A 21,604-nucleotide genomic window follows, 5' to 3' on the forward strand; every position below is an offset into this window, starting at 1 on the left:
TATTTATCCTTTTACTGCTCCGATGACAATACCTTTGACAAAGTACTTCTGGAAGAATGGGTAGACACACATGATAGGCAGTGCTCCCATAACCGCCACTGCCATACGAATGGAAATGGAGGGCATCTTCATGGTACTTGCTCCGGCTGCGGAAGCCTTTTTTATCATCTCAATATCATCCATCATCTTCTTCAGCAATACCTGAATACTGTACAGATTATCCCGGTTCACATAGTACAGACCATTCAGCCAGTCATTCCAGTAAGACAGTCCGATCAGCAGTACCAACGTCACGATAATGGGTTTTGACATAGGAAGCACTACTTTAGTGAGGATGTAGAGTTCTCCGCCACCGTCGATCCTTGCCGCTTCGAGGACTTCCTCCGGGATGTTTGTCGTAAAGTATGTACGCATCATAATGACATTAAATGCGTTTAACAACAAACCGGGAACGATCAGAGCAAATATCGTATTTTTAATATGGAACATCTGTGTCCACATCATGTAGCCAGGCACTAGTCCACCGTTGAACAACATGGTAAAGAAAATATAAAAGGCAAAAATATTTCTTCCTGGCAGATTTTTTCTGGACAACGGGTAAGCGTATAAAGTAGTCAGCATCAGGCTCGTCAGTGTTCCCACAATTGTCACGAAAAAGGATATTGCGTAGCCTCTGACAATGGAGGTACTGTCCATCAGCAAATATTTATAGGCGGACAGGTCGATCTCCGTGGGCCAGAACCGGTAGCCTGTCTTCACCAGTGCTGTCTCTGAAGTGATGGAAGAACTGAGCAACAGTATAAACGGCATGACACACATCAGAGACAATATAATTAATACGGTATTGATCACGACCTGGTATTTGGTATCTTTTATAACCATAATCTCATCTCCTTAAAACAGTGCATTTTCACGGCTGACCTTGCGGACGATCATATTGGCGGTCAGTACCAGAATGAATCCAACGATGGACTGATAGAAGCCTGCTGCCGCCGACATACCCACGTTGTTCAGTGTTGTTAGTCCACGATATACATAAGTGTCGATCGTATTAGTCACATCGATCAAGGCTCCGCTGTTCATGGGTACCTGATAAAACAGGCCGAAGTCTGAATAGAAAATACGTCCGATGGACATCAGCACCAGCGTGATGATTGTGGGTTTCAGACTGGATAGTGTCACATATCTGACCTGCTGCCATCTGGTAGCTCCGTCAATCACCGCCGCTTCATAATAGGTCTTGTCGATTCCCACCACCGTTGCGAAATAGATGATGCTGCTGTAGCCGAAATTTTTCCATAGATAGACAAATGTAATAATAAAAGGCCAATACTTTGGCTGTGAATACCAGGCGATACCATTCTTGCCCAAAGGCTCCAAAATAGAGTTATTAATGAATCCGTTCTGTGTATTTAAAAAGCCATATACAATATAGCTGACGATGACTGTGGAGATCAGATAAGGGATCAGAATCAGCGTCTGATATATTTTTTTCTTCGTCTTGGATCTCACGTCATTTAACAGAACTGCTACCGTAATGGCCAAGATATTCCCCAGGATAATAAATACTGCATTATATAATAATGTGTTTCTGGTAATATTCAGTGCATCTTTTGTGGCAAATAGATAAGTAAAGTTGTCAAGTCCGATCTTCGGGCTCTTAAACATTCCCAGTTTGTAATCATATTTTTCAAATGCCATGATTAGTCCCGCCATGGGGATATAGTTGTTGATAAAAATGTATACAACACCGGGGATCAACATGAGATATAAAGGAAGATAACGTCTCCATTTTACGAAAGTACTCTTCTTATTCATGAGTATTACCTGTTCCTTTCTTTTGAAAGAGGTCCCACTAAAGAACTGGCGGGACCTCTTTTGGCTTCAAAGCTTATATTTTAGGTTTGGACGATTATTTTTATGATTTGTAGTGCTTTAGTTCTGCTCTGCAAGCCATGCATCCAGCTGTGCCTGTTTTGCTTCAATGATGGTGTTGATGCCTGCTGCTTCCAGTTCCTGATTCATCTGGGGGATAGCTGTCTCAGGATCCAGACATCCGGTCAGCAGACCTGCACGATATTTCTCTACTACGTTGTTGCATGCGGTTACTTCATTCAGTACTCCGGAGTTATCCCATACAAATCCTTTTGCAGGAGAGGACTGTGCGTTTTTGTTGAACTCACCCAGCTGTTCCCATACATCGGGCTCATCACCTTCCCATACATAGGTAATCTGTTCATTAGGCCAAGCCCAACCTACGGAAGAGTATGAAGTATTGGAAGAATCCACACCTTCTGGATAGGTGATCACACCCTTGCTCTCATCTGCAAATACCCAGTTGTCGCCTTCGATACCGTTGACTAACAGGTTGGATACTTCGGGGTTGGTGTACATCAGATTCAGCATCTGCATTGCTTTTTCGGGGTTCTTGCTGTTATTAGCAATACACCAGCTTGCATTTACCATGCTTGTGGTAGAATGGGGTGCACCGTTCTCCATCTGTACTACTACGATGTCTTTACCGCATTTTCTGGTCTCTTCTGCTTCAAATCCTGCCTTGAAGGAAGTGAAAGTACCAAAACCGACACCTGAGTTGAAGAATTCCTGATACCCTTCTGTGGTATTGACTGCATCCGGCATCATCAGACCTTCCTGTGCCCATTGGTATACCCACTTGCAATATTCCTTGAAGGAATCTGTATCGTAGAAATTCACTACCTGGGTACTGTCGGAAAGTGCATTTTCCAGTACGCCCAGATCATCGCTCAGCACGTCACATGCCCATGCCGGATAGATCATTGTTCCGCCGTTGGGAACCAGGGGATACATATCCGGATATGCTTCTTTTACTTTTCTCAGGTTGGCATCCAGATCTTCGTAGGTCCAGGGAGTGGAGTAGTCGATTCCCAGTTCATCCGCAATGGATTTTACCATTTCAAAACCACGGCCCTGTGCCTTATCCTTATTCATTGGCACTCCGTAGATACTTCCGGATACGGTAGAACACCGCCAGTCATCCTCGGAGATACCGGACAATACATCCGGTGCATATTCTGCTAACAGGTCGTCCAGTGCAATGATCTGGTTCGTAGCTGCCATGGTGGACATTGATACCTGCCAAGGCATTGCAAAGAACAGATCCAGGTCTTCTCCGGAAGCCAGTGCCAGATTCAGTTGCTCTGAGCTTACGCCGGTCAGAAGGTTTACTTTTACGCCAATGGCGGGCTCTGTGATCTCGCTTACCGCTGCTGCAACCTTTTCCGCAGCCTCCGTGGTGGAATTGTTGTACGCATAAATGGTAATGGTGGTCACATCGTCATTTGACGCTGCTACCTGTGTGCTTCCTGCCGCACTGTCTGTGCCTGCGCTCTGTGAAGCGTTGTTATCTGCGGCAGATCCGCATCCTGCAAGAGTCGTTACTGCCATCGCGGTAGCAAATCCTGTTGCCAATAACTTTTTCATTTTCATAAATTTCCTCTCCTTTCGTAGGTCTTCGTTGATGATGAATTCATTATAAAAAAATCCCACGATCGTATCTATCTGTTAAAAATGTTGTTTGTGTCAAAAAAATATGTTTTTTTACTTTCCGCCTTCCAGAATATCAAAAATGTCACATTCTATTGTAAAAAATGTGACATTTTGAAAAACTATTCGGTTGTGTGCCCAGTCTCTTCCCGATCCTCCGTAGGTGAGACCCCGTTGATCTTCTTATAGCTCTGGGAAAAATGGGAAAAGTTGGTATATCCCACTTTCATGGCGATCACACTGATGGGTAACGCCGTCTCCCGGACCATGTTCCGGGCAAGCGTCATTTTCTCTGAGATAATATATTCTTTTAATGACATTCCCGTTTTGTTTTTAAACAACGCAGAAATATAATTGGCATTCAGGTGCACCGCATCGGCAATATCATCCCTCTTGATATCCTCATCCATGTGGCTGCGGATGTATTGGAATATCTCATCGATCTGAGTCTCCTTCCCCGACTCCGTATTCCGCAGTTCATGTAGTCTCGCCGTTACATATTTTACCAGCCATAACGTATCTTCCGTGTATGTATAGGCGGACATGACACGCTGCATGGTCTCTTCCTCCGGAAACAACTGCTCCATATCCATATTTAATTTCTGGAGTACCAGATAGATCACACCCATGATCTTCTGGTAAAACCGCATTAGATTTTTGGAATTCAGCTGATCCTCCGCCGCCAGTCTCTGTAAGGTATCCGAAGCATCCTTTACCACGGTATCGTACAGTTCATTTTCCAGAAGTTGTACCCAGTTCCCGCAGTAGTGTTCCTCGGCTTCCCGTTCCTTCTGCTTACTCTCCTGCACATTGTAGATTCCTTCTTTGCGTCCCACATTGTTCTGGTCGGCTTTTTTCAGGGCCCGCACTAGCTCCCGGACCGCCTGCCGATTCTCCAATGCGCCGTAATATATGGCAAAGCCACAATCGAAAAATTTCTGAAACATGATCTGAAAACGCTCCATCTGATGATACATGGATTCTTCATTCAACTCTGCCGCACTGTCAGTGCACAGAAGCACATAATAGATTCCCTTTTCCTGCTGACAAAGGAGTGCTTTCCATGCGTAAGGGTAGAACAGTTCCTCCAGCACATTGGAGATCGTATCATATAACAACGTCTGATCCCAGTTCTCCAGTCCCTTTCCCCAACGAACCACATCCATCAGGCACAGTCTGGAATTTTCCGCCACACGGATCCCCATTTCTCCAAGGTTCCGCATTGCTATTTCCACGTCATCCTTCTCCTCCGAGAACAGATCCGCTAACATTGCCCCCAGGACAAATCCCTTTTTGTTCTTCAGCAGCTGTCCGTAGCGGGAGTCCTCGTTGACCCGCTGTTTCATCCGGATCTTCTCCACCGCTCTTCCGACGGCATCCTCGATCTCTTCATATCTCGCTGGCTGTAAAATATAGTCAAAGCTCCCCAGCGCCACGGCCTCCTTGGCATACAGGAAGTCCGCATGTGCCGTCAGAAAAATGGTCTCCACATCCATTTCCTGCTTTCTGCACCAAGCCAACAGGCTCAGCCCGTTTTCCACCGGCATTTCAATGTCGCACAGCATGATATCCACCTGCTTCTCCAGCAGTACCTGTTTTGCTTCATAGGCATTATATGCCTTGTATACCTGCGAAATCCCCAGACGGTCCCAATGCACCCCAAACATGACACCGCTTACCACATTGATCTGGTCATCTACTATTAATACATTCATCTTTTCCATAGGGTAAATACATCTCCACGCAAGCTCCGTTCGAGTTGCTGTATAATATTGTTGCTTTTTCCTCATAACGTATTTTCATACGTTTCCAGACATTCTGAATACCGATCCCCGAGCTCTTCTCTTCCGCGAATTCTCCCTTGTTCAGAACATGCAGCACATCTTCCGGGAAACCGGGACCGTTGTCCAGAATCGTAATACACACATACGTATCCTCCGGCGTCTCTCCAGGGAGTAGCGATACCCGGATACTGATGAGCAGTGTTTTTTGGGACTGTACACCATATTTCACTGCATTCTCCACGAAAGTCAGCACCGACAACGGCAGGATCTGAAATTCTTCCAGTTTTTCGTCCACGGCGATGCTGTAATTCACCGGTACGGACAATCCCAGCTGTGACAGTTTCAGGTAGGATTCCACGCTCTCCATCTCTTTCCGGACACTGATGGTATCTTCCTCATAAGCGATCACTTTTCTGAGATAAGAAGACAGCGCCAGAGTCAGTTCCTGAATGGAGCGGTATTCCTTCTGCTCCGCCAGCGCATAGAAATTCTTCAGGCAGTTCAGGAAAAAGTGTGGGCGGATCTGAATCTGTAAATACTGAATCGTAGCATTCTGAATCCTGCGCTCCTGCTCATAGGCATCGATCTTCAGCTTCTGGATCTGATCCATCATGTGATTAAAGGTGGTCGCCATCAGGCGGAATTCCTCCACATCGCTGTTTTCCTCCGCATGAGCGTTCAGGTCACCCTCGGCGATTTCTTCCATAGTAGCCTTCAGTCCCTCTAAGGGTGCTACGAAGAAACGGTACATATAAAAATACAAGATCGGGATCAGCAGAATAAAAATAAAGCTGCAAAAAAGCAGGAACCACTGCAAAGCTCCCATATAACTCCAGAAGCTTCCATAGGGACTGATGTAATACTGCAGCAGGTCTCCATAAGGCAGCTGCTCATACACCACAAGGTATCGTTCCATTCCTTTTCCCGTAATGTAATAGCCCTTGGAATTCTGTTTCAGATCGATCTGTTTTTCTTCCAGCAGATTTTCCTGATTCAACGCCTGTCCGTCCTGCGTTGCATAGACCAGATAAGACGTGCTTCCCCCATCTTCCGCGGAGGGCTTCATAAACTGGTCAAAATCCATGACCGCACCGACATACACAGAACCGTATTTCAGAATCCGGATCAGGAAATAATCATCCCCCACCGGAATCACATACCAGTCATTATTCAGTTCCCCCTGCTTCATCTCCTCATATACGGCCCGGCGTATTCTGGACTGTTTGGTCTGCTCATAGCGAGTACCTGTGGCATGCTTGATCCGGACCAGATCATTACTCTCCGAATAGAATTCCAATGCCACCAGTCCATCCACATCCGAAGTCAGATATTTTGTAAAATCTTCCAGAATGCTCTGCCCACACAGATAGGCCTGTAATGACTCCAACGGATAATTGAGTCTCCGGAAATCATTTCCCACCATTTCCGAAATCATATAAGACTCGACCGTTTTAATATCTTTCTCATAAAACTGTTCGTAAATATAGCCGGTACCGGCTGCGCTCTGGGCAGCCTGCCGGTTCAGCGCTGTCATAGAATAAATATTATATATGATCAGCGTCACCGCAAGAGGCAGTACCATAGCGCATACGGTCAGCATTAAACGTTTTCTTACTCTTTTCATTTCTTTATAATTTTATACTTTTATCTTCTCATCACGGTCTGACCGGCGTGCCATCCGGCAGACGGCTGAACAGCCAGCCAAAATTCACATTTTCGTTTGCAGGATATTTTTTTGCTAATTTCTCATCAAATCCGGTTCCGATTCCAGGCGCACCGCTTAAATAAGCGTAACCGTTCCGGACTTCGGGACAGCCGGGGAATACTTCCCGCTCCGCATCCTCAAAGCCGGAGAATTCCTGAATACCAAAATTAGGCATCGCAAGATCCAAGTGCATCTGCGCCGCCATTCCGATCGGCGACAGATCATTGGGACCATGCCATGCAGTACGCACCTGATATACATCTGCAAAATGAGCCAGTCTGACAGCAGGAGTGATGCCTCCGATATCACTTAAGTGTACCCGGATAAAGTCGATCCACTGGTTCTGAATGATCGTCCGCCATTCCGTCTGGTTAGTGAACAGTTCCCCGATTGCCAGCGGTACACTTGTCTGTTCTCTCAGATATCTAAGATATTCTCCCTGATCTGGTCTCACGCAATCCTCCAGGAAGAACAATTTGAATGCTTCCATCTCTCTGGCAAATGTCAGAGTATCTGCCAGAGATAGTCTCTCATGGACATCATGCATGATCTCCAGATTCCATCCGAATTCCGTTCGAACCTTGTCCATAAGCTCTACAACGCTCTGCATATACAGTCTCGGGTTATAATAGGCGCCTTCCGGTGCATTTTCCGGCTTTACCAGCACCTGTCTGCTGTCAAGGTTACCACCATAGAGCCCCATGTGACAACGAATATATCGATATCCCTCTTCCACATAACCATAAATACATTCTCTGACTTCTTCCCAGTTTTTTCCGTCGGCATGCCGGTACAGGGCAATTCCTTCTCTGCATTTTCCCCCGAGCAGATCATAGACCGGCATTCCCGCCAGTTTGCCCTTGATGTCCCACAATGCCTCATCTACTCCGGACATAGCGTTGTTCAATACCGCACTGTTTCTCCAATAGGAGCTGCCCATCATAGACTGCCAGATTTCCTGGATGTTCTGTACGTTTTTTCCCACAAACAGAGGCTTCAGATACTCCTCCACTGCGGTTACCACCGCTTTGTGTCTCCACGTAAAAGTGGCACAGCCATAGCCGTACAGCTCCGGCTCCGATGTTTCTACCTTCACAACCACCAGGTTGATCCCCCTGGGGGCGGTGACAAAAGTTTTCACATCTCTGATTACAATTTCACTCATAAAATTCCTCCTTCTGTATCTTTCCGATACGAAATGATTCCTTTTATAAGCTTTGATGCCAAATATCGTCCAGCATCAGTTTAGCATAAGACCACACAAATAACAAATAAAATATTCCTATTTGCCATTTTCTGAAAGGCTTGTTAAAATCCCATCTTTGACACTTTATAGAGCCAAAAACAGCCATGCCCCCCAGTGTTTATCTGTGGTATGGCTGTTTTGGTTTTTGCATCGATATGTACTATTTTTGAAATTGTGCTATTTTTTTCTGTTTCGTTTCTTTGATAATCGCCCGCATATCTGCCTTTGAGATGAATTCGTAATCCGTTCGGAACCCGAAGGCTGTGTGCAGGGCGTCTGTCAGTTTCGTGCGTTTGTAGGAGGGAATGTAGCCACTGTCTTTGGACAGCAGGGTTACATTCATTTCCCGGAGGGCTTTCAAAATTTCGCTGCAGGTGAATCCTTCTCCCAGTTTCTTTTCCAGCAGACGGTAAACCAGAAGGCTAATGTAACAGGTTATAAAGTGGGCTTTTATACTGTCTTCCCGCCTTACAAAAACAGGTCTTGCTTCGAATTCTGTTTTCATGATCCGGAAGTTTTCTTCAATCTCCCAGCGGCGTTTGTTGATGTTGATAATCTCTCGGACATCACCGTCCAGGTTTGTTACAACAGCATAGAAACCATCATACATGGCCTCTTCACGAATGCGTTCCTCATCCAACTGGTAAACCTGCTTCTGTGCGATTTCACCATCGTTGGTAACTGCTGTTTTTTGAATGAAACGGGAAGGATCGTTTGGATTTTTCCCTTTTCTGGCTTTATCCGGGGACTGCATGATCCTGATGGCGCGTTCAATCTGACCGGCCCGGATTCTCTGCTGGTATGCTTTGTATTTCGGAGAGTAGGTGATGATAACAGTTTCGTCCATATCTCCCGTGACAATGGGGTATTCTTTGTAATAAACGGTGTTATATACTTCGGGGTCGGTTTCATCCAGCGTGGATATGTCTATGAACTTGTCTGATCCCGGAACCTTGAACTGTGTTGGAAGGAGCGCCAGTTCACGTTCTTCCTTTTTCATTTTTTTCAGGGAATACGTGATCACATAAGACCTGTTTCCAAAGCTGTTAAAAAAGCGGTTGCCCTTACTGCCAAGCCCGGCATCGGAGCAGAAGATAAACTCGCTGCAGTTAAAATCCCGGATCACTTTCGTCTCCAGAGGCTTCAGGGTAAGCTGCTCGTTCTGGTTTCCGGGATATAGGTCAACGGAAAGGGGGATGCCGTCTGCATCCATGAAAAGTCCCATGGTCACGATAGGATTTGGTCTGTGTTCCTTGCTTTTTCCATACTTTTTCATGCCATCTTCCGCTTCAATCTCAAAATAATAGTTGGTGCAGTCGTAGTAAAGAATTTTTGAGTTACGCGGATGGACAAAGTTGGAGTTCTGGTAAAGCTCTTCCTGAATGTAATCCGATTCTTCTGCGAGAACGGAAAGGGAACGGTAAAGATTCTGCAGGGAATACTTTGGCGCTTCCAGAAGGGACTGGCAGTAAGAGAAACTGCTGAGCTTGCTGGAAGGGGAAAGGATCCTTGCATAGATCAGATCCGTAAGGATAGCATGGAAATCGTAAGTAAACCTGTGATGGTTACGGATATTTCTGCAGATGTTGTCGAGCCGCAGTTCGGTGCAGAGCTGCTGCAGGAACAGATAGCCGACGTTGAAGAGCCGCTCTTCGTCCAGTGGGATACGGGCAAGCGCGGAAAAGGAAACCGTAACTTTTTCCCTGCGTTGGTTGTAGAGCAGAGTTTTTTTCGCTTCTTTTTTCGCCCAGTCCATCATGGCGGCTTCGTTTCCGGAAAACCGTGCCAGAAGATCATTGTATTTTCCGAGTTTTTTGTAGATGCGGGAAGAAGTTTTACCGTTGTCTTTGCAGTAGGACTGTGTAATGTAAACATCCTTGTTATCTTTACTGCCTGTAATATTGATATACATAAGTGAACCTCCCAGTTAATTCTAACTAACTATAACCAGTACAAAAAAGCACGTATAAAATCATAAAATTTGACAAAAAAATAAGCCATAAATGGCTTAAATAAAGGATTTACATCAGAACGCTAAAAAAAAGAAGTGTCAAACTCCCGATAACTATATCAAACATTACTAAACATTACAACAACATTACAATTACATCATAGGTGAAAATTTATTTGCATTTCTGCCTATGATACACTAGGATAAGGACTTTAAATAATATATGACATTATATAAACATTATTACAACATTACTGAAACATTATTCACTATAATGACAGGTACAAGTCCCATTCGTATATTAAATGCAAAAACAGCATGCGAGTGCCTATTTCTCATAGAAATTTTAACATTTGCCATTTCCCGCAAGGCTTGTTAAAATAAGGATATGAAAAAGAAAAATTTATGTAAAACGTTATTAAAAACCATGTGTATCGTGCTGGGGATCCTCATCCTCGCACTGTTGGCTTACATCGTCTACCTCTATGCCAGTTATTACAGGATCGAGGACAATCAGGAACTGGTGGTGGAGGCACCGGTCGACGATACCACCACAGGTGCGGCTGCGGTGCTGGCTACGGATACGGAATATTCCGCAGTGACCTACAACATCGGTTTCGGTGCTTATCTGCCGGATTATAGCTTCTTCATGGACGGCGGTACCTCCTCCTGGGCGGAGAGCCCTGAGACCGTACAGTATGCCATAAACGGTGCGGGAGAGCTGGTGAAGTCATTAGACCCGGATTTTGCACTGATCCAGGAGATCGATCTGGATGCCACCAGAAGCTATCATACGGATGAGTACGAGATGCTGCGCAACATTCTGCCGGAATATACTACTGTATTTGCGCAGAATTATGATTCCGCCTTCCTGTTCTATCCGTTTACACAGCCCCACGGCAGCAGCAGGGCAGGACTCGGACTGTTCTCGAAATATCCGGTGTCTTCCGCCCTGCGCAGAAGCTTCCCCATATCCACTTCCTTCAGCAAGTTCTTCGATCTGGACCGTTGCTACAGTGTCTCCCGGATCCCGGTGGACAACGGGAAAAAGCTGGTGATCTTCAATCTGCATATGTCCGCTTACGGCAACAGCGATGAGATCCGCAAGGGACAGATTGAGATGCTGTGCAATGATATGGCAAAAGAATACGAAGCCGGCAATTATGTGCTCTGCGGCGGCGACTTTAACCACGACCTGAAGGCTTCCGAAGAGGATGCGGAGAGCTGTGAGTCCTGGGCATTTCCTTTTCCCAGAAGTGATCTTCCAGAACATTTTACCTTCTGTCTGGATCTGTTGACCGAAGAGGAGCAGGCAGCCCTTTGGAACAGCGCCCGTAATGCAGATATGGAATATGTTCCGGGTGTTACTTATACTGTGACACTGGACGGATTCATTATCTCCGACAATATCGAGTGCCTGTCCTACGAGAATGTAAACACCGGCTATTCCTACTCCGACCATGATCCCGTGAAGGTGGAGTTCATGTTAAAATAGTGTCAAGATTTACAAAGTCTGTTGACAGTGCTTGTCCTTTTTTGTAGAATGAGGGCACAGTTAAGAGGGAGTAGTTCCCGGATGGTTTCTGATAGAATGGTAGCCTGGAATGGTAATCGAATGATACAGGCAGCTGTCCGGAATGATAATCGTCATCACGTCCGTCGGACCGGTTATTATTGTAAGCAACGAGACTTTTATCGATCATTTTTGATGCGGTAAAAGTCTCTATTTTTATACTTTTTTCTAAGAATACAGACGCTTGCTGCAGGAAAGGACAGCTTATGGAATACATATTGTTACTCGTAGGATTTATACTTCTGATCAAAGGTGCAGACTTTTTCGTGGAGGGAAGCTCCTCCCTGGCGGGGATCCTGAAGGTCCCCAGCGTCATCATCGGACTGACCATCGTGGCCATGGGCACCAGCGCGCCGGAGGCTTCCGTCAGCATCAATGCTGCCCTGGCTGGCAGTAATGATATCGCCATCAGTAATGTCGTCGGCTCGAATATCTTCAACGGGCTGGTGGTGGTAGGTATCTGCGCATTCCTGCACAGCTTTATGCCCCACGGAGAGATCCTGAAGCGGGATATGCCGTTAAATATCCTGGTAACCGTCGTATTATGTCTGATGTTTTTAGATGGCAGCTTAAGCCGCATTGAGGGTGCAGTCCTGCTGCTTGGCATGATCGTATATCTGGGATTTATGATCTATTCTGCCCGGAAAAACAGAGAAGAGGGCGAACCCGGCAAGATCCTCTCTCTTCCCCGCAGCCTTTTGTATATTGCCGGAGGTCTCGCTGCCGTTATCTTCGGTGGGGATCTGGTAGTAGATAAAGCCTGCATCATAGCTACGAATTTTGGTGTCAGCCAGAATTTCATCGGACTGACCATTATCGCCATCGGCACCTCCCTGCCTGAGCTGGTGACCTCCATCGTTGCCACGAAAAAGGGAGACAGCGGGCTGGCGCTGGGCAATGCCATCGGCTCCAACCTGTTCAACATCCTGTTTATCCTCGGAATGTCCGCGGTGATCAGCCCTCTGCATGTCCTCGGAGAGTCCGTCATCGACACCGTACTGCTCCTTGGCAGTGCCATTCTGCTCTTCGTATTCGCCCGTACCGGCAGACGCATGACCCGCAGTGAGGGGGCTGCGTGCGTGCTTCTGTATGTTGCATATACGGCTTACCTCTTCGTGAGGTAACAGTGCGGCTATAGACGCACACAAAAAGCGCACCTGGGGGAGGTGCGCTTTTTCGTGCTAATATCCTCTTCCGCCTTGGGAAGAATTTGCACTTTATACATTATTTTCCGTTATACCTGCTTTCCAACTCTGCGAAAAAAACTTTGTAATCTCTACCTTTTCCGCTCAACATATCTTGATAGCTATCCATTACTTTTTGGCGAACTACATTATTATCTACTTTGCTATCCGAATCGACAATATGTCTGTTCCCTTGAGCCAATACTTCCATAGCCTACATCCTCCTTACCTTAAAATCAAATCCGGTCTAATATGTTCAACGGTATTCTCACACATTCCGATTTTATTATATCCGACTCTTCACGTTTAATCAACATATAATCACTGAATTCAGATCTCATGTAATACAAAAGAGCACTCCCGCATGGGAATGCTCTTCATTATTTGTGGCAGATATCTCTCCACTGGCAGTCGCCACAGATGACCTTGCCATATCCCGGCTGCAGAATCTTCTCTTCCACAATCCGCTCAAATTCCGCAAAAGTCATTTCCTGCCCTGCCTTTAATCCGGTGTATTTCAATACACCCGCATCATACCGGTCTACCTTCTCCGCAGACTCGCAGCTGCCACCCTTATTATGGGGGCAGGCGCTGCAGATCTCATCCGTCGCTCCGACCAGCTGCAGGGATGCCGGTCCGTTTTTCCCCAGAAGCCATTCCTTCACCTCCGCCATATGCTTAGTGAACCCTTCACTGTATCCCTTCCCTTCGAAAAAATACAGGCACATGCCGTGGTGCGGACGGATCCGGTAAGTTGTTGTTACTTCCATATCCGGTGTATCCTTTATTCCTGTCCGTTCAGCTTCAGAGCCTTAGACAGTCTCTTGCTCAGTGTCAGTGCCAGTGCGATCTTCACCAGATCCGGAATGATGAAAGGAATTACACACCAGCCCAGTACGGTAGCCAGACCGACAGCTCCGGAATTCTGCGCATATACAACCATGAACCACACCGTTCCGATAGCATAGCACACGATCAGACCCAGTACCATGGAGATACCCAGCACCCATGTCTTACGTCCGAACAGCTTCTCGATCAGCCACATCAGCAGTGCAGAGAATAAAAATCCGATAATGTAACCGCCTGTGTTGCCCAGTAACTGACCGATACCACCGGAGAAACCGGCAAATACGGGAATTCCTACTGCACCCAGTAAAATATAGATCAATACCGCAAGGCTTCCTCTCTTACCGCCCAGTACGCCGACTGCCAGGAATACCGCAAAAGTCTGTAACGTAAAAGGAACCGTCATCGGGATGGAGATCCAGGAGCAGATCGCGATCAGAACCGCAAATACCGCAATGTACACCATGTCATAAGTCTTGCTACGAGTTGTTGTCTGTGTTGTCATAATAAAAAACCATGCCTTTCTGTCAGATGTCTTTTGTAAAAACCTCTGTTAGAATAGCATGGTGTTTTTCAATTGTCAACCTTTTTATAATATGGTTAACAATCGAGTAGATTCTCTGGTCAGGACTGCTTCATCGCCTTCTTATTCCGGTACATATCCTCATCTGCACGCTCACGCACCTTCTCCGGATCCGTATCATCCGCCGTGAATACAGCATACCCATAGGCAATTCCCACAGGAACGGGAATGATGTTCTTATGATTCAAGATCTCTACATCCTGATCGATCTTATGCATCACACGTTCTATCTTAAAATATCTTCCCTTCGGAATGATACAGCAGAATTCATCTCCGCCAATGCGATAACATTTCCCATAGCGTTCAAAATTGTCCTCTATGATATGTGCCGCGTTGATAATATACTCATCCCCTACCCTATGGCCATATTGATCGTTACACTGCTTAAGATTATTCAGGTCAAAGGTCACTATGACATACCCTTCAAAATCCTTCTCATTTTTCACAAAATAATCATAAGCATTTCGATTGTACATGCCGGTCATGGAATCATTCAGGGCAAACTGTTCCAGCTCCTCCACCCTGCGACCTTTTTTCAGCCGGGCAACCGTCTGTCTGGCGGATTCTATTCCCAGCACCACAATAAAGATCAAGAAAGAGATTCTGCCAAAGACACCTACATCATTGCTGGTTTTATAATAACCACTCACATCTACAATGGTAGCAAAAAATACAAGCAGCAGTGCCCCTACACATGCCTTCAGCCTCTGATCCAGCTGCCTTCTGGCAATTTTGCTACAGATGACCACCAGCAGGTATAGAATCATCAGAATAATCAACGCATGCGTCATCCACAGGCTTCTCCGGAACTCATATATCTCTGTTGCATTCAGTATATGCGTCAGGACGATCAATGCCAGATTAGCATTACAGATAATTCTACAAAACCGGTCATCCCTGATCTCCAGAAAGCTCTTCACAAACAGGATAAAGGACATCGGCAACAGCATGAGCGTAGCAAATGCCAGATAAGAGCATCCCTGCCTGTTGGTCAGGAGCAGCGTTGCCACATCCGTCTCATTGGCCGACCATGTTCCCAGCAGGATCGAAAAAATACCCAGATACAATAAGGTTCCGTCGATCCGGCTTCCGCAGCGGATAACGATCCAATAAATACTAATATACAATCCTACCAGTATCACCATCATGCTGACGAGAAAGGCAGGCATTGCCCGGCGCATCACCCAACGATAGCTATTATAGCCGCCACCGATATAAAACGTCTTCTGCTAGCCTGCCGTTTCCGGATAACAAGGGGTGAACTGTACCTGCAAGCTGCTCACATTACTTGAAAACCTGACAATATTCCAGGTCCAGCCCGGAGTATTTCCCCATATGCCGGGTACAGCATTCAGCTGATAGATCAGCTTCCCATCTGCATACACCACAATCTCCTGATGTGTCGAATAAAACACGATCGAGTTCGTCTCATCATCGTTTTGATCCAATTTAAAATCGTACAGCTCCCTGCCGTCATCCAAGACGCTGACTGCGTCCGGCGTACACTCCTGTAATGACTTTACCTCCGGCACACTGTCTGAGGTGCAGATCATGCACAGAAGCACCATGGCAAATACGACTGATACAATTATAATAAGCTTTCCCTGTTCCTTCTCCATTACTTCCCTCAATATCCAACGTACTATCTAGTACCATAGTACTAGTTTTCTTGTCATTTGTCAACACAGTCTCGTGGATATCTCATGTTTGAAAATATTGTAATTTTGCTCATCCCGGGGGGAACAATAAATGGCCAGCTCTATCGTCTTGAAACACCTTCTGTAACGAGCGATCACATTGGAAAACGCAGCTGCCACAGCCTCCGGATCATTCTCAAAAGCTCCGCATCCGAACGCTCCCAGAATAACCACTTCATTGCCTCCCGCCACAGCCACATCCAGGATCCTGGTCAGACGTTTCTCATGCAGAGCCTGTTGCTGCGCTCTCGTCATCTTCACGGTCTTATTACCGTCTCCGGGATTCATCCCATTGGCCGGGAGCAGACGCAGATTCGGTGCTGCACAGGTGATCACATTAACGGAGTACCAGTCTTTTTCCGGAAGTGGTGACGGTGACGCAGTATCGGATTTGAATACAATGACTTCCGGCGTATAGATGCAGTCATCATTGTGGATCGGATCCTGCGCATATCTGTGTGGAGAATAAAAGCCTGCCCACATTTCCTTCGTATTCAGACAAAAATACAGGGTGGAACAACGGCACAGGCATTCCTCCTGGGCAGAGCTTCCCTTGGTCACGCCGCCTCCGGGATTCGTCGCTGATGCAAAATTGTGCACACACACCCGTTCTCCCGGATATCCCGCAGCCGCTTCATAGCTTCGCTTCTTCGACACTATAATTTCCGCATCCTGCTCATATCTGTCACGATTCTGTATAAGCTCCGGCATCAGATCCATGACTTCCATCATCTCCGGGATCAGCACCTGTTCTGCCACAGAGCGCTTCACTGCCTCCTGCAGTCCCGGATCTTCCTTTACCCGTTTTTCTGTATCCTGAAAAATTTTTACATTCTCATCTCTTGCCATGATCCGTTTCTCCTCCCATCTGTCCCGGTACCGGCACCGCATTCGCATTTTCCTTCTGTTCCAACGGCAGTATCGCATAGTATACCAGAGTGTGCCTGTCATCCGGCTGACAGTCCCGATGATAATGTCCAAAATACCAATGCTGATAATGCAGCTTCTATTCCAAAGTCTCCAGATAATCTGTCAGCAGATCCGGTGCGCCGGAGCGCCCCGTCCCGGCATTGAGCCGTTCCTGCAGCGAGCTGCCACAACAGTGAGTGATCACATAATCTACCTCATAGTGATACCGCTCCAGATTACGCAGCCCCTCCTGTAATTCTCCTTCTGTCGGCAGCTCCTGAGGCCACCAGCTTTCCCGCCATGCCATTCTTCCAGCGGATATTCCCCGATCATATCATAATTCTCATGGTTCCCCTATACCCACAGAATCGTGTAGGGCTTCTCCGCAAAATTTTTACAATAATACTCAAAGGTTTTATCCTTCGCCCAGCACAGTCCAAAATCTCCGCAGATAATGATGTAATCTTCTATTGTCAGTTCCATACCGGTTCTCCGTAATCTTTTCGCGGAAAATCTTGTGAAATCCCCGTGGGTATCTCCCGTTATGTAAATCATACTGCTCTCCCTGTGCACCTTCTCTTCCATTCCGCACTATGCGACATTTCCCCAGATATGACTAGAAGAGGGCACCAGGTCCTCTTCTACCAAAAGCTCCATCGGGCTTACACGATACAAAATAGCTAAAGCAATCAAATTGTCGGCCTGGGGAAAGCACTTTCCGGCTTCCCATTTATACACGGCCTGCGTGGATTCAAATCCCATGTATTCCATGACCTGCTTCACGGAGATCTTCCGCTCCTGACGGATTGCTCTCATCCGTGCGCCGCTGGCCACAATGTCAAAATGCGGTCTTTCCATCATACGCCTCCTTCCGATGCCGTACAGCATCCAGTTGCATATCAGTCTTTCCGTAGACTTTTACTATAACACAAAGAATCTCTTTTGCCTATTAACCGTTGGTTAAATTATCACAAAATTTCCTACCAGTACTGTTCTCCCCAGTATCTGGCCAGAATCCTCTCCATGTTGGCTCTCCCCACCGGGTTGGCCGTATGGATCTCCACCGGATAAAAGGTCTCACGTTCTGCCAGCCAGTCCAGCAGCCGGATGGCATCGCCGCCCTGATCCGCATAATCTCCCAGATCATGATCCAGATCCAGAGCCTCTATTTCGATCCCATTGTGCTCCGCTTCCGGGATCAACTGTTTTGCCTCGTTTACCGATCTTGCACCTTCGTACCCGTAGGGCACCGGGCGAAGGTCATCCAGCCATAGTTTCATAGTCCTCTCTCCCACATCATTTCCAGGTTATCTTCCGTTCCGGGCAACACTGCGCGTATCCTGTCCGGTAACAATATCACGCGTTTCCCGCACTGAGGGCATACCGCCGTATGGAATGTCTCTCCGGTCTCTACAGACCGGTATTTTTTGATCGTCGGTCCCTCTTCGACATCCATCCACATGAAACGATGGCTGCAGGAAGGACAAATCACTTCACATACCTACATTTTTGTTCCTCATCCTATGGGCTCTCTTGCTCTCTCCTTGCTGTAGGATAATATTAGCATACTGCATGGAAAGAAATACTGTTTCAGGTAAAGTTTACAGGAGTTATTCTATCATCCCCTGCTTTTTCAACCGGGCCCGTATGGCACCATAGGTCCTGTCATGCTGTCTTGCAATTTCTGCTATTTTCATCCCGAAACCAAATTCCCGCTTAAGTTCCTCGTCTTCCGCAGCATCCCAGGTGCGGCTGGCTCCCTCCGGTCTATTGTGGGCTCGGTTATATTCTGTGCGATCGAAGGTACCTTTCTGCGATTCTGCTTCTGGTAATCCTGCAGCCTCTTCTGCCGTCTCACAGATCTCCATGTCTCCTTGTTTCTCCCGGTATTCCCTGATTGCTGTAAGAAAACGCTGTCCATATTTCTCATATTTTGCCTGTCCCACACCGGATACGTCCAACATGGTTCCGCGGTCTTCGGGCAATTTTACACACATATCTATTAACGTTTTATCACTGAATATAATGTAGGGAGGCACTGCCTCTTCTCTCGCGATCTCAAGCCGTAGTCCCCGCAGAAGTTCAAACAATTCAAAACCCTCCCCGGTAAGCATATCTGTGTTTCTACGTCTGCTGCCTCTCTGCTGTCTACGGGAAGGTTCTTTTTCCTCATACATTTTCACCAAAATTGTGGCATTTTCAAGCTCTGCTAAGGTCTTGTTGCCGATTTTCAGGACACTGTACTGGTCGTCTGTCTGATATAAATATCCCTCCACGATCATCTGATGGATCAGCGACTTGATTTCTTTTTCGCCCAGATCTTTAAGACTTCCGTAAGATTTGTAATGTATCGTCCCCAGTTCTTTCAGCCGTGCCCTGTTCGCTCCCAACAGTGTCCCGACGACTACCGCCTGCCCGTATCTTCCCTTCGTCTCGCTGACGCAATCGAGTACCGCCTTTGCCTCCGCAGTCATATCCACCTCGTGATACTCTCTATGGCAGTTTCCACAGTTATCACAGGGGGACGTCACCTTTTCTCCGAAGTAGGTGAGAATATAATTTCTAAAACAGGAAGTGGTCTGGCAATATCCCTCCATGATCTGAAGGCGTCTGGCATCCCTCTGCCGGATCGGCTCGATATCCTCCGGTGGAACTTCCGAGAAATCCTTATGTTCCAACAGAAACTTATCGATCATAACATCCCTGGCCGAGAACAGCAAAATGCATTGAGGAGGCTCCCCATCTCTTCCGGCACGCCCGGCCTCCTGATAGTAATTCTCCATACTCTGGGGCATATTGTAGTGAATGACATATCGGACATTGGATTTATCGATTCCCATACCAAAGGCATTCGTGGCCACGATCACCGGAAGTCTGTCATAGATAAAATCCTCCTGACTTTTCTTCCTTGCCTCTGTGTCCATTCCCGCATGGTATTTTGCTACCGGAACCCCTCTCTTCCACAGAAGTTCATACACTTCGTCCACATTCTTTCTTGTGGCACAATAGATGATCCCACTCTCCTCCGCATGCTTTTCCACATATTCTATGATAAAATTATCTTTCTTCCGAATACTTTCGACCCTGTAATACAGGTTTTCCCTGTCAAATCCCGTCACAACGATCTCCGGGTTCTGCAGTCCTAAGACACAGACAATATCCTCCTTGACTTCTTCCGTAGCCGTAGCTGTAAATGCACTGAGGATCGGCCGGGGCTCCAGTCTGTTCACAAAGTCAACTATCTTCAGATAGCTTGGGCGGAAATCCTGTCCCCATTGGGAAATACAATGAGCTTCATCCACCGTGACCATGGAAATCTCTGCTCTTGCTGCAAACTGCCCAAACTCCCATGTTTCCAATCGCTCCGGTGCCACGTAGACAATCTTATATGCCCCTTGTGCCGCATAATTCAATGCCTTGGAAATCTGCGATTCCGTAAGGGAGGAATTGATATATGCAGCCCGGATTCCTGCCGCATTCAATGCTTTTACCTGATCCTGCATCAACGAGATCAGCGGGGAGACCACAATCGTAATCCCCGGCAGCATCAATGCCGGCAGCTGGTAACAGATGGACTTGCCCGCACCGGTGGGCATAATCGCCAGAGCATCCCGCCCACTCAGGATCGTATTCACAATGCGCTCCTGCCCTTCCCGGAAGGACGCATAGCCAAAGTATTTTTTTAAGGTCTCTAATGTATTTTTATTCATTAAACCTCTCAATCATTTTCTATTTCCGTATCGGATAAATAGTCCCGCAATCGTTCATGCACACATTCCTGAATCTTTGCTGCCGTTTTTCTTGCCTTTGCCATTCCAATGCCTATCTTTTTCGCTACCGAAAGAAGATCCTCCATTCCAGGATCTACACCATTTCCATTTACTGTTGTTGCATGCTCTCCACCAATAGAATTGGAATACGTGAGATCATATGCTGGAGAAAGTATCCATCGCTTCTCCCTATCCCTGTATATATAGGAAAAATTCTTGGAATGATCATCTCTGTTATGTGCGAAAACATTGAAACACATAAGACGGTAAAGTTTCTCGCACTCCTCCATGGATTTCGTAAGCTGAAGAGTTAGTTTCATAAGAATATCATAGTCCAGATTGGGAATTCTGTGAGACGTCTCAAGAATTGCCGCTGCCGAAAGGAAGAGAAAATGGGCTGATCGAGAATCCCTCCTGTAACCATTCATCACTATACGCAAACGCCGCAAGCCGGTTTTGATATAATGCCATTGTTCCGACCTTCCGGTCATGATAATATACATCCAGCTTATTCAGTCTGTCCATGAAGTATCTCCTCTATGGAATCAAATGGTACCTCCTCAAATAAAGCTTCCAGCTCTCCCTCCACTCCAAGAGCTATTGCAAGTTTTGTAAAAGACTGCAGTGAAATCTCTCCGGTCTGCTCAAAACGCTTCAACGATCCGAGACTTACACCTGATCTGACCGCAAATTCCTTTTGGGAAATTTTCTTTCTCTTTCGAAGCTGTACTATTCGCTTTGCAAGTTCCATATTTATTTCTGCCCATGTTTTTTGATATAAATTAACCATGCTAATATTTTATCCATTTTCCATCAAAATAGCAAGAAATA

Annotated in this window: 24 protein-coding genes; 2 read left to right on the forward strand and 22 right to left on the reverse strand. The window is 46.5% G+C overall.

Annotated features, from left to right (window positions below):
- Positions 1–3: 3 nt before the first annotated feature.
- The 7 genes from DWZ61_RS03815 to DWZ61_RS03845 form a co-directional block, all read right to left on the reverse strand.
- The gene (locus DWZ61_RS03815) at positions 4–882 is read right to left on the reverse strand and encodes a carbohydrate ABC transporter permease (protein ID WP_118537447.1); all 879 of its coding nucleotides are present in this window, start codon (positions 880–882) and stop codon (positions 4–6) included.
- A gap of 12 nt (positions 883–894) precedes the next feature.
- The gene (locus DWZ61_RS03820; RefSeq protein WP_118537448.1) at positions 895–1,818 is read right to left on the reverse strand and encodes an ABC transporter permease subunit; all 924 of its coding nucleotides are present in this window, start codon (positions 1,816–1,818) and stop codon (positions 895–897) included.
- 117 nt (positions 1,819–1,935) lie between these two features.
- Complete coding sequence (locus DWZ61_RS03825; RefSeq protein WP_118537449.1) at positions 1,936–3,468, reverse strand: ABC transporter substrate-binding protein; 1,533 nt, start codon at positions 3,466–3,468, stop codon at positions 1,936–1,938.
- 179 nt (positions 3,469–3,647) lie between these two features.
- Positions 3,648–5,249 carry a helix-turn-helix domain-containing protein gene (locus DWZ61_RS03830; protein ID WP_172594697.1) on the reverse strand — a complete coding sequence of 534 codons (1,602 nt, stop codon included), beginning with the start codon at positions 5,247–5,249 and terminating at the stop codon, positions 3,648–3,650.
- Positions 5,218–6,933, reverse strand: coding sequence for a histidine kinase (locus tag DWZ61_RS03835; protein ID WP_118537451.1), 1,716 nt, complete (start codon positions 6,931–6,933; stop codon positions 5,218–5,220). Before DWZ61_RS03835 ends, DWZ61_RS03830 begins: the two co-directional genes overlap by 32 nt.
- Positions 6,934–6,964: 31 nt before the next feature.
- Positions 6,965–8,179 carry an enolase C-terminal domain-like protein gene (locus DWZ61_RS03840; protein ID WP_118537452.1) on the reverse strand — a complete coding sequence of 405 codons (1,215 nt, stop codon included), beginning with the start codon at positions 8,177–8,179 and terminating at the stop codon, positions 6,965–6,967.
- A 241-nt stretch (positions 8,180–8,420) separates the two neighbouring features.
- A complete protein-coding gene (locus DWZ61_RS03845; RefSeq protein ID WP_118537453.1) occupies positions 8,421–10,172 on the reverse strand; it encodes an IS1634 family transposase in 1,752 nt (583 codons plus the stop codon).
- Between the two features lie 427 nt (positions 10,173–10,599).
- Between DWZ61_RS03845 and DWZ61_RS03850 the strand changes: the two genes are divergently transcribed.
- Together DWZ61_RS03850 and DWZ61_RS03855 are read left to right on the forward strand one after the other, a co-directional pair.
- Positions 10,600–11,706 carry an endonuclease/exonuclease/phosphatase family protein gene (locus tag DWZ61_RS03850; RefSeq protein ID WP_118537454.1) on the forward strand — a complete coding sequence of 369 codons (1,107 nt, stop codon included), beginning with the start codon at positions 10,600–10,602 and terminating at the stop codon, positions 11,704–11,706.
- Positions 11,707–11,990: 284 nt separating this feature from the next.
- Positions 11,991–12,908 (forward strand): calcium/sodium antiporter, encoded by a 918-nt coding sequence (locus DWZ61_RS03855; protein WP_118537455.1) that lies wholly within the window; start codon positions 11,991–11,993, stop codon positions 12,906–12,908.
- A 100-nt stretch (positions 12,909–13,008) separates the two neighbouring features.
- On the opposite strand, the gene DWZ61_RS19570 is transcribed toward DWZ61_RS03855, so the two are convergent.
- From DWZ61_RS19570 to DWZ61_RS03910, 15 genes are all read right to left on the reverse strand, one after another.
- Positions 13,009–13,179: a hypothetical protein gene (locus DWZ61_RS19570; protein ID WP_022312954.1), complete on the reverse strand. Its 171-nt coding sequence runs from the start codon at positions 13,177–13,179 to the stop codon at positions 13,009–13,011.
- 169 nt (positions 13,180–13,348) lie between these two features.
- Positions 13,349–13,738, reverse strand: a complete 390-nt coding sequence (locus DWZ61_RS03860; protein ID WP_022312953.1) for a DUF1284 domain-containing protein — start codon at positions 13,736–13,738, stop codon at positions 13,349–13,351.
- Between the two features lie 14 nt (positions 13,739–13,752).
- Complete coding sequence (locus DWZ61_RS03865) at positions 13,753–14,319, reverse strand: biotin transporter BioY (RefSeq protein ID WP_022152695.1); 567 nt, start codon at positions 14,317–14,319, stop codon at positions 13,753–13,755.
- Between the two features lie 119 nt (positions 14,320–14,438).
- Positions 14,439–15,566: a GGDEF domain-containing protein gene (locus DWZ61_RS03870; RefSeq protein WP_243026341.1), complete on the reverse strand. Its 1,128-nt coding sequence runs from the start codon at positions 15,564–15,566 to the stop codon at positions 14,439–14,441.
- Positions 15,567–15,626: 60 nt separating this feature from the next.
- Positions 15,627–16,016 (reverse strand): hypothetical protein, encoded by a 390-nt coding sequence (locus DWZ61_RS20075; RefSeq protein ID WP_243026342.1) that lies wholly within the window; start codon positions 16,014–16,016, stop codon positions 15,627–15,629.
- Positions 16,017–16,076: 60 nt separating this feature from the next.
- Entirely contained in the window at positions 16,077–16,943 is an 867-nt protein-coding gene (locus tag DWZ61_RS03875; protein WP_118537456.1) for a TIGR02452 family protein, read from the reverse strand.
- A gap of 157 nt (positions 16,944–17,100) precedes the next feature.
- A complete protein-coding gene (locus tag DWZ61_RS20080; RefSeq protein ID WP_243026343.1) occupies positions 17,101–17,310 on the reverse strand; it encodes a hypothetical protein in 210 nt (69 codons plus the stop codon).
- Between the two features lie 47 nt (positions 17,311–17,357).
- The gene (locus DWZ61_RS20085) at positions 17,358–17,558 is read right to left on the reverse strand and encodes a hypothetical protein (RefSeq protein WP_243026344.1); all 201 of its coding nucleotides are present in this window, start codon (positions 17,556–17,558) and stop codon (positions 17,358–17,360) included.
- Between the two features lie 36 nt (positions 17,559–17,594).
- On the reverse strand, positions 17,595–17,864 hold the full coding sequence (locus DWZ61_RS03885; RefSeq protein ID WP_172594696.1) for a helix-turn-helix transcriptional regulator: 270 nt from the start codon (positions 17,862–17,864) through the stop codon (positions 17,595–17,597).
- Between the two features lie 119 nt (positions 17,865–17,983).
- Positions 17,984–18,283 (reverse strand): cyclic-phosphate processing receiver domain-containing protein, encoded by a 300-nt coding sequence (locus DWZ61_RS03890; protein WP_118537458.1) that lies wholly within the window; start codon positions 18,281–18,283, stop codon positions 17,984–17,986.
- A complete protein-coding gene (locus tag DWZ61_RS03895; RefSeq protein ID WP_118537459.1) occupies positions 18,280–18,465 on the reverse strand; it encodes a hypothetical protein in 186 nt (61 codons plus the stop codon). Before DWZ61_RS03895 ends, DWZ61_RS03890 begins: the two co-directional genes overlap by 4 nt.
- 148 nt (positions 18,466–18,613) lie before the next feature.
- Positions 18,614–20,713 (reverse strand): DNA helicase RecQ, encoded by a 2,100-nt coding sequence (recQ, locus tag DWZ61_RS03900; protein WP_118537460.1) that lies wholly within the window; start codon positions 20,711–20,713, stop codon positions 18,614–18,616.
- 8 nt (positions 20,714–20,721) lie between these two features.
- Complete coding sequence (locus DWZ61_RS03905) at positions 20,722–21,201, reverse strand: HipA domain-containing protein (RefSeq protein WP_243026352.1); 480 nt, start codon at positions 21,199–21,201, stop codon at positions 20,722–20,724.
- Positions 21,134–21,298: a HipA N-terminal domain-containing protein gene (locus DWZ61_RS20090; RefSeq protein ID WP_243026345.1), complete on the reverse strand. Its 165-nt coding sequence runs from the start codon at positions 21,296–21,298 to the stop codon at positions 21,134–21,136. The genes DWZ61_RS03905 and DWZ61_RS20090 overlap by 68 nt, the downstream gene beginning before the upstream one ends.
- Positions 21,282–21,524: a helix-turn-helix transcriptional regulator gene (locus DWZ61_RS03910; protein ID WP_243026346.1), complete on the reverse strand. Its 243-nt coding sequence runs from the start codon at positions 21,522–21,524 to the stop codon at positions 21,282–21,284. The genes DWZ61_RS20090 and DWZ61_RS03910 overlap by 17 nt, the downstream gene beginning before the upstream one ends.
- Positions 21,525–21,604: the final 80 nt, after the last annotated feature.

It is taken from the genome of Clostridium sp. AF34-10BH (genome assembly GCF_003478095.1).
In the GTDB taxonomy this organism is placed as follows: Bacteria; Bacillota; Clostridia; order Lachnospirales; family Lachnospiraceae; genus Acetatifactor; species Acetatifactor acetigignens.

Bases quoted from the DNA above. Each gene is read 5' to 3' on its own strand.
- DWZ61_RS20085 (WP_243026344.1), bottom strand. From the start codon at position 17,558: ATGATTTACATAACGGGAGATACCCACGGGGATTTCACAAGATTTTCC.
- DWZ61_RS03850 (WP_118537454.1), top strand. From the start codon at position 10,600: ATGAAAAAGAAAAATTTATGTAAAACGTTATTAAAAACCATGTGTATC.
- DWZ61_RS03910 (WP_243026346.1), bottom strand. From the start codon at position 21,524: ATGGAACTTGCAAAGCGAATAGTACAGCTTCGAAAGAGAAAGAAAATT.
- DWZ61_RS03855 (WP_118537455.1), top strand. From the start codon at position 11,991: ATGGAATACATATTGTTACTCGTAGGATTTATACTTCTGATCAAAGGT.
- DWZ61_RS03885 (WP_172594696.1), bottom strand. From the start codon at position 17,864: ATGATGGAAAGACCGCATTTTGACATTGTGGCCAGCGGCGCACGGATG.
- DWZ61_RS03835 (WP_118537451.1), bottom strand. From the start codon at position 6,933: ATGAAAAGAGTAAGAAAACGTTTAATGCTGACCGTATGCGCTATGGTA.
- DWZ61_RS03890 (WP_118537458.1), bottom strand. From the start codon at position 18,283: ATGAAACTATGGCTGGATGACCTTCGCCCGGTGCCCTACGGGTACGAA.
- DWZ61_RS03830 (WP_172594697.1), bottom strand. From the start codon at position 5,249: ATGGAAAAGATGAATGTATTAATAGTAGATGACCAGATCAATGTGGTA.
- DWZ61_RS03845 (WP_118537453.1), bottom strand. From the start codon at position 10,172: ATGTATATCAATATTACAGGCAGTAAAGATAACAAGGATGTTTACATT.
- DWZ61_RS03895 (WP_118537459.1), bottom strand. From the start codon at position 18,465: ATGTGGATGGATGTCGAAGAGGGACCGACGATCAAAAAATACCGGTCT.
- recQ (WP_118537460.1), bottom strand. From the start codon at position 20,713: ATGAATAAAAATACATTAGAGACCTTAAAAAAATACTTTGGCTATGCG.
- DWZ61_RS03905 (WP_243026352.1), bottom strand. From the start codon at position 21,201: ATGAATGGTTACAGGAGGGATTCTCGATCAGCCCATTTTCTCTTCCTT.
- DWZ61_RS03860 (WP_022312953.1), bottom strand. From the start codon at position 13,738: ATGGAAGTAACAACAACTTACCGGATCCGTCCGCACCACGGCATGTGC.
- DWZ61_RS20075 (WP_243026342.1), bottom strand. From the start codon at position 16,016: ATGGAGAAGGAACAGGGAAAGCTTATTATAATTGTATCAGTCGTATTT.
- DWZ61_RS20090 (WP_243026345.1), bottom strand. From the start codon at position 21,298: ATGGACAGACTGAATAAGCTGGATGTATATTATCATGACCGGAAGGTC.
- DWZ61_RS03870 (WP_243026341.1), bottom strand. From the start codon at position 15,566: ATGCCTGCCTTTCTCGTCAGCATGATGGTGATACTGGTAGGATTGTAT.
- DWZ61_RS03840 (WP_118537452.1), bottom strand. From the start codon at position 8,179: ATGAGTGAAATTGTAATCAGAGATGTGAAAACTTTTGTCACCGCCCCC.
- DWZ61_RS03820 (WP_118537448.1), bottom strand. From the start codon at position 1,818: ATGAATAAGAAGAGTACTTTCGTAAAATGGAGACGTTATCTTCCTTTA.
- DWZ61_RS19570 (WP_022312954.1), bottom strand. From the start codon at position 13,179: ATGGAAGTATTGGCTCAAGGGAACAGACATATTGTCGATTCGGATAGC.
- DWZ61_RS03815 (WP_118537447.1), bottom strand. From the start codon at position 882: ATGGTTATAAAAGATACCAAATACCAGGTCGTGATCAATACCGTATTA.
- DWZ61_RS03825 (WP_118537449.1), bottom strand. From the start codon at position 3,468: ATGAAAATGAAAAAGTTATTGGCAACAGGATTTGCTACCGCGATGGCA.
- DWZ61_RS03875 (WP_118537456.1), bottom strand. From the start codon at position 16,943: ATGGCAAGAGATGAGAATGTAAAAATTTTTCAGGATACAGAAAAACGG.
- DWZ61_RS20080 (WP_243026343.1), bottom strand. From the start codon at position 17,310: ATGGCATGGCGGGAAAGCTGGTGGCCTCAGGAGCTGCCGACAGAAGGA.
- DWZ61_RS03865 (WP_022152695.1), bottom strand. From the start codon at position 14,319: ATGACAACACAGACAACAACTCGTAGCAAGACTTATGACATGGTGTAC.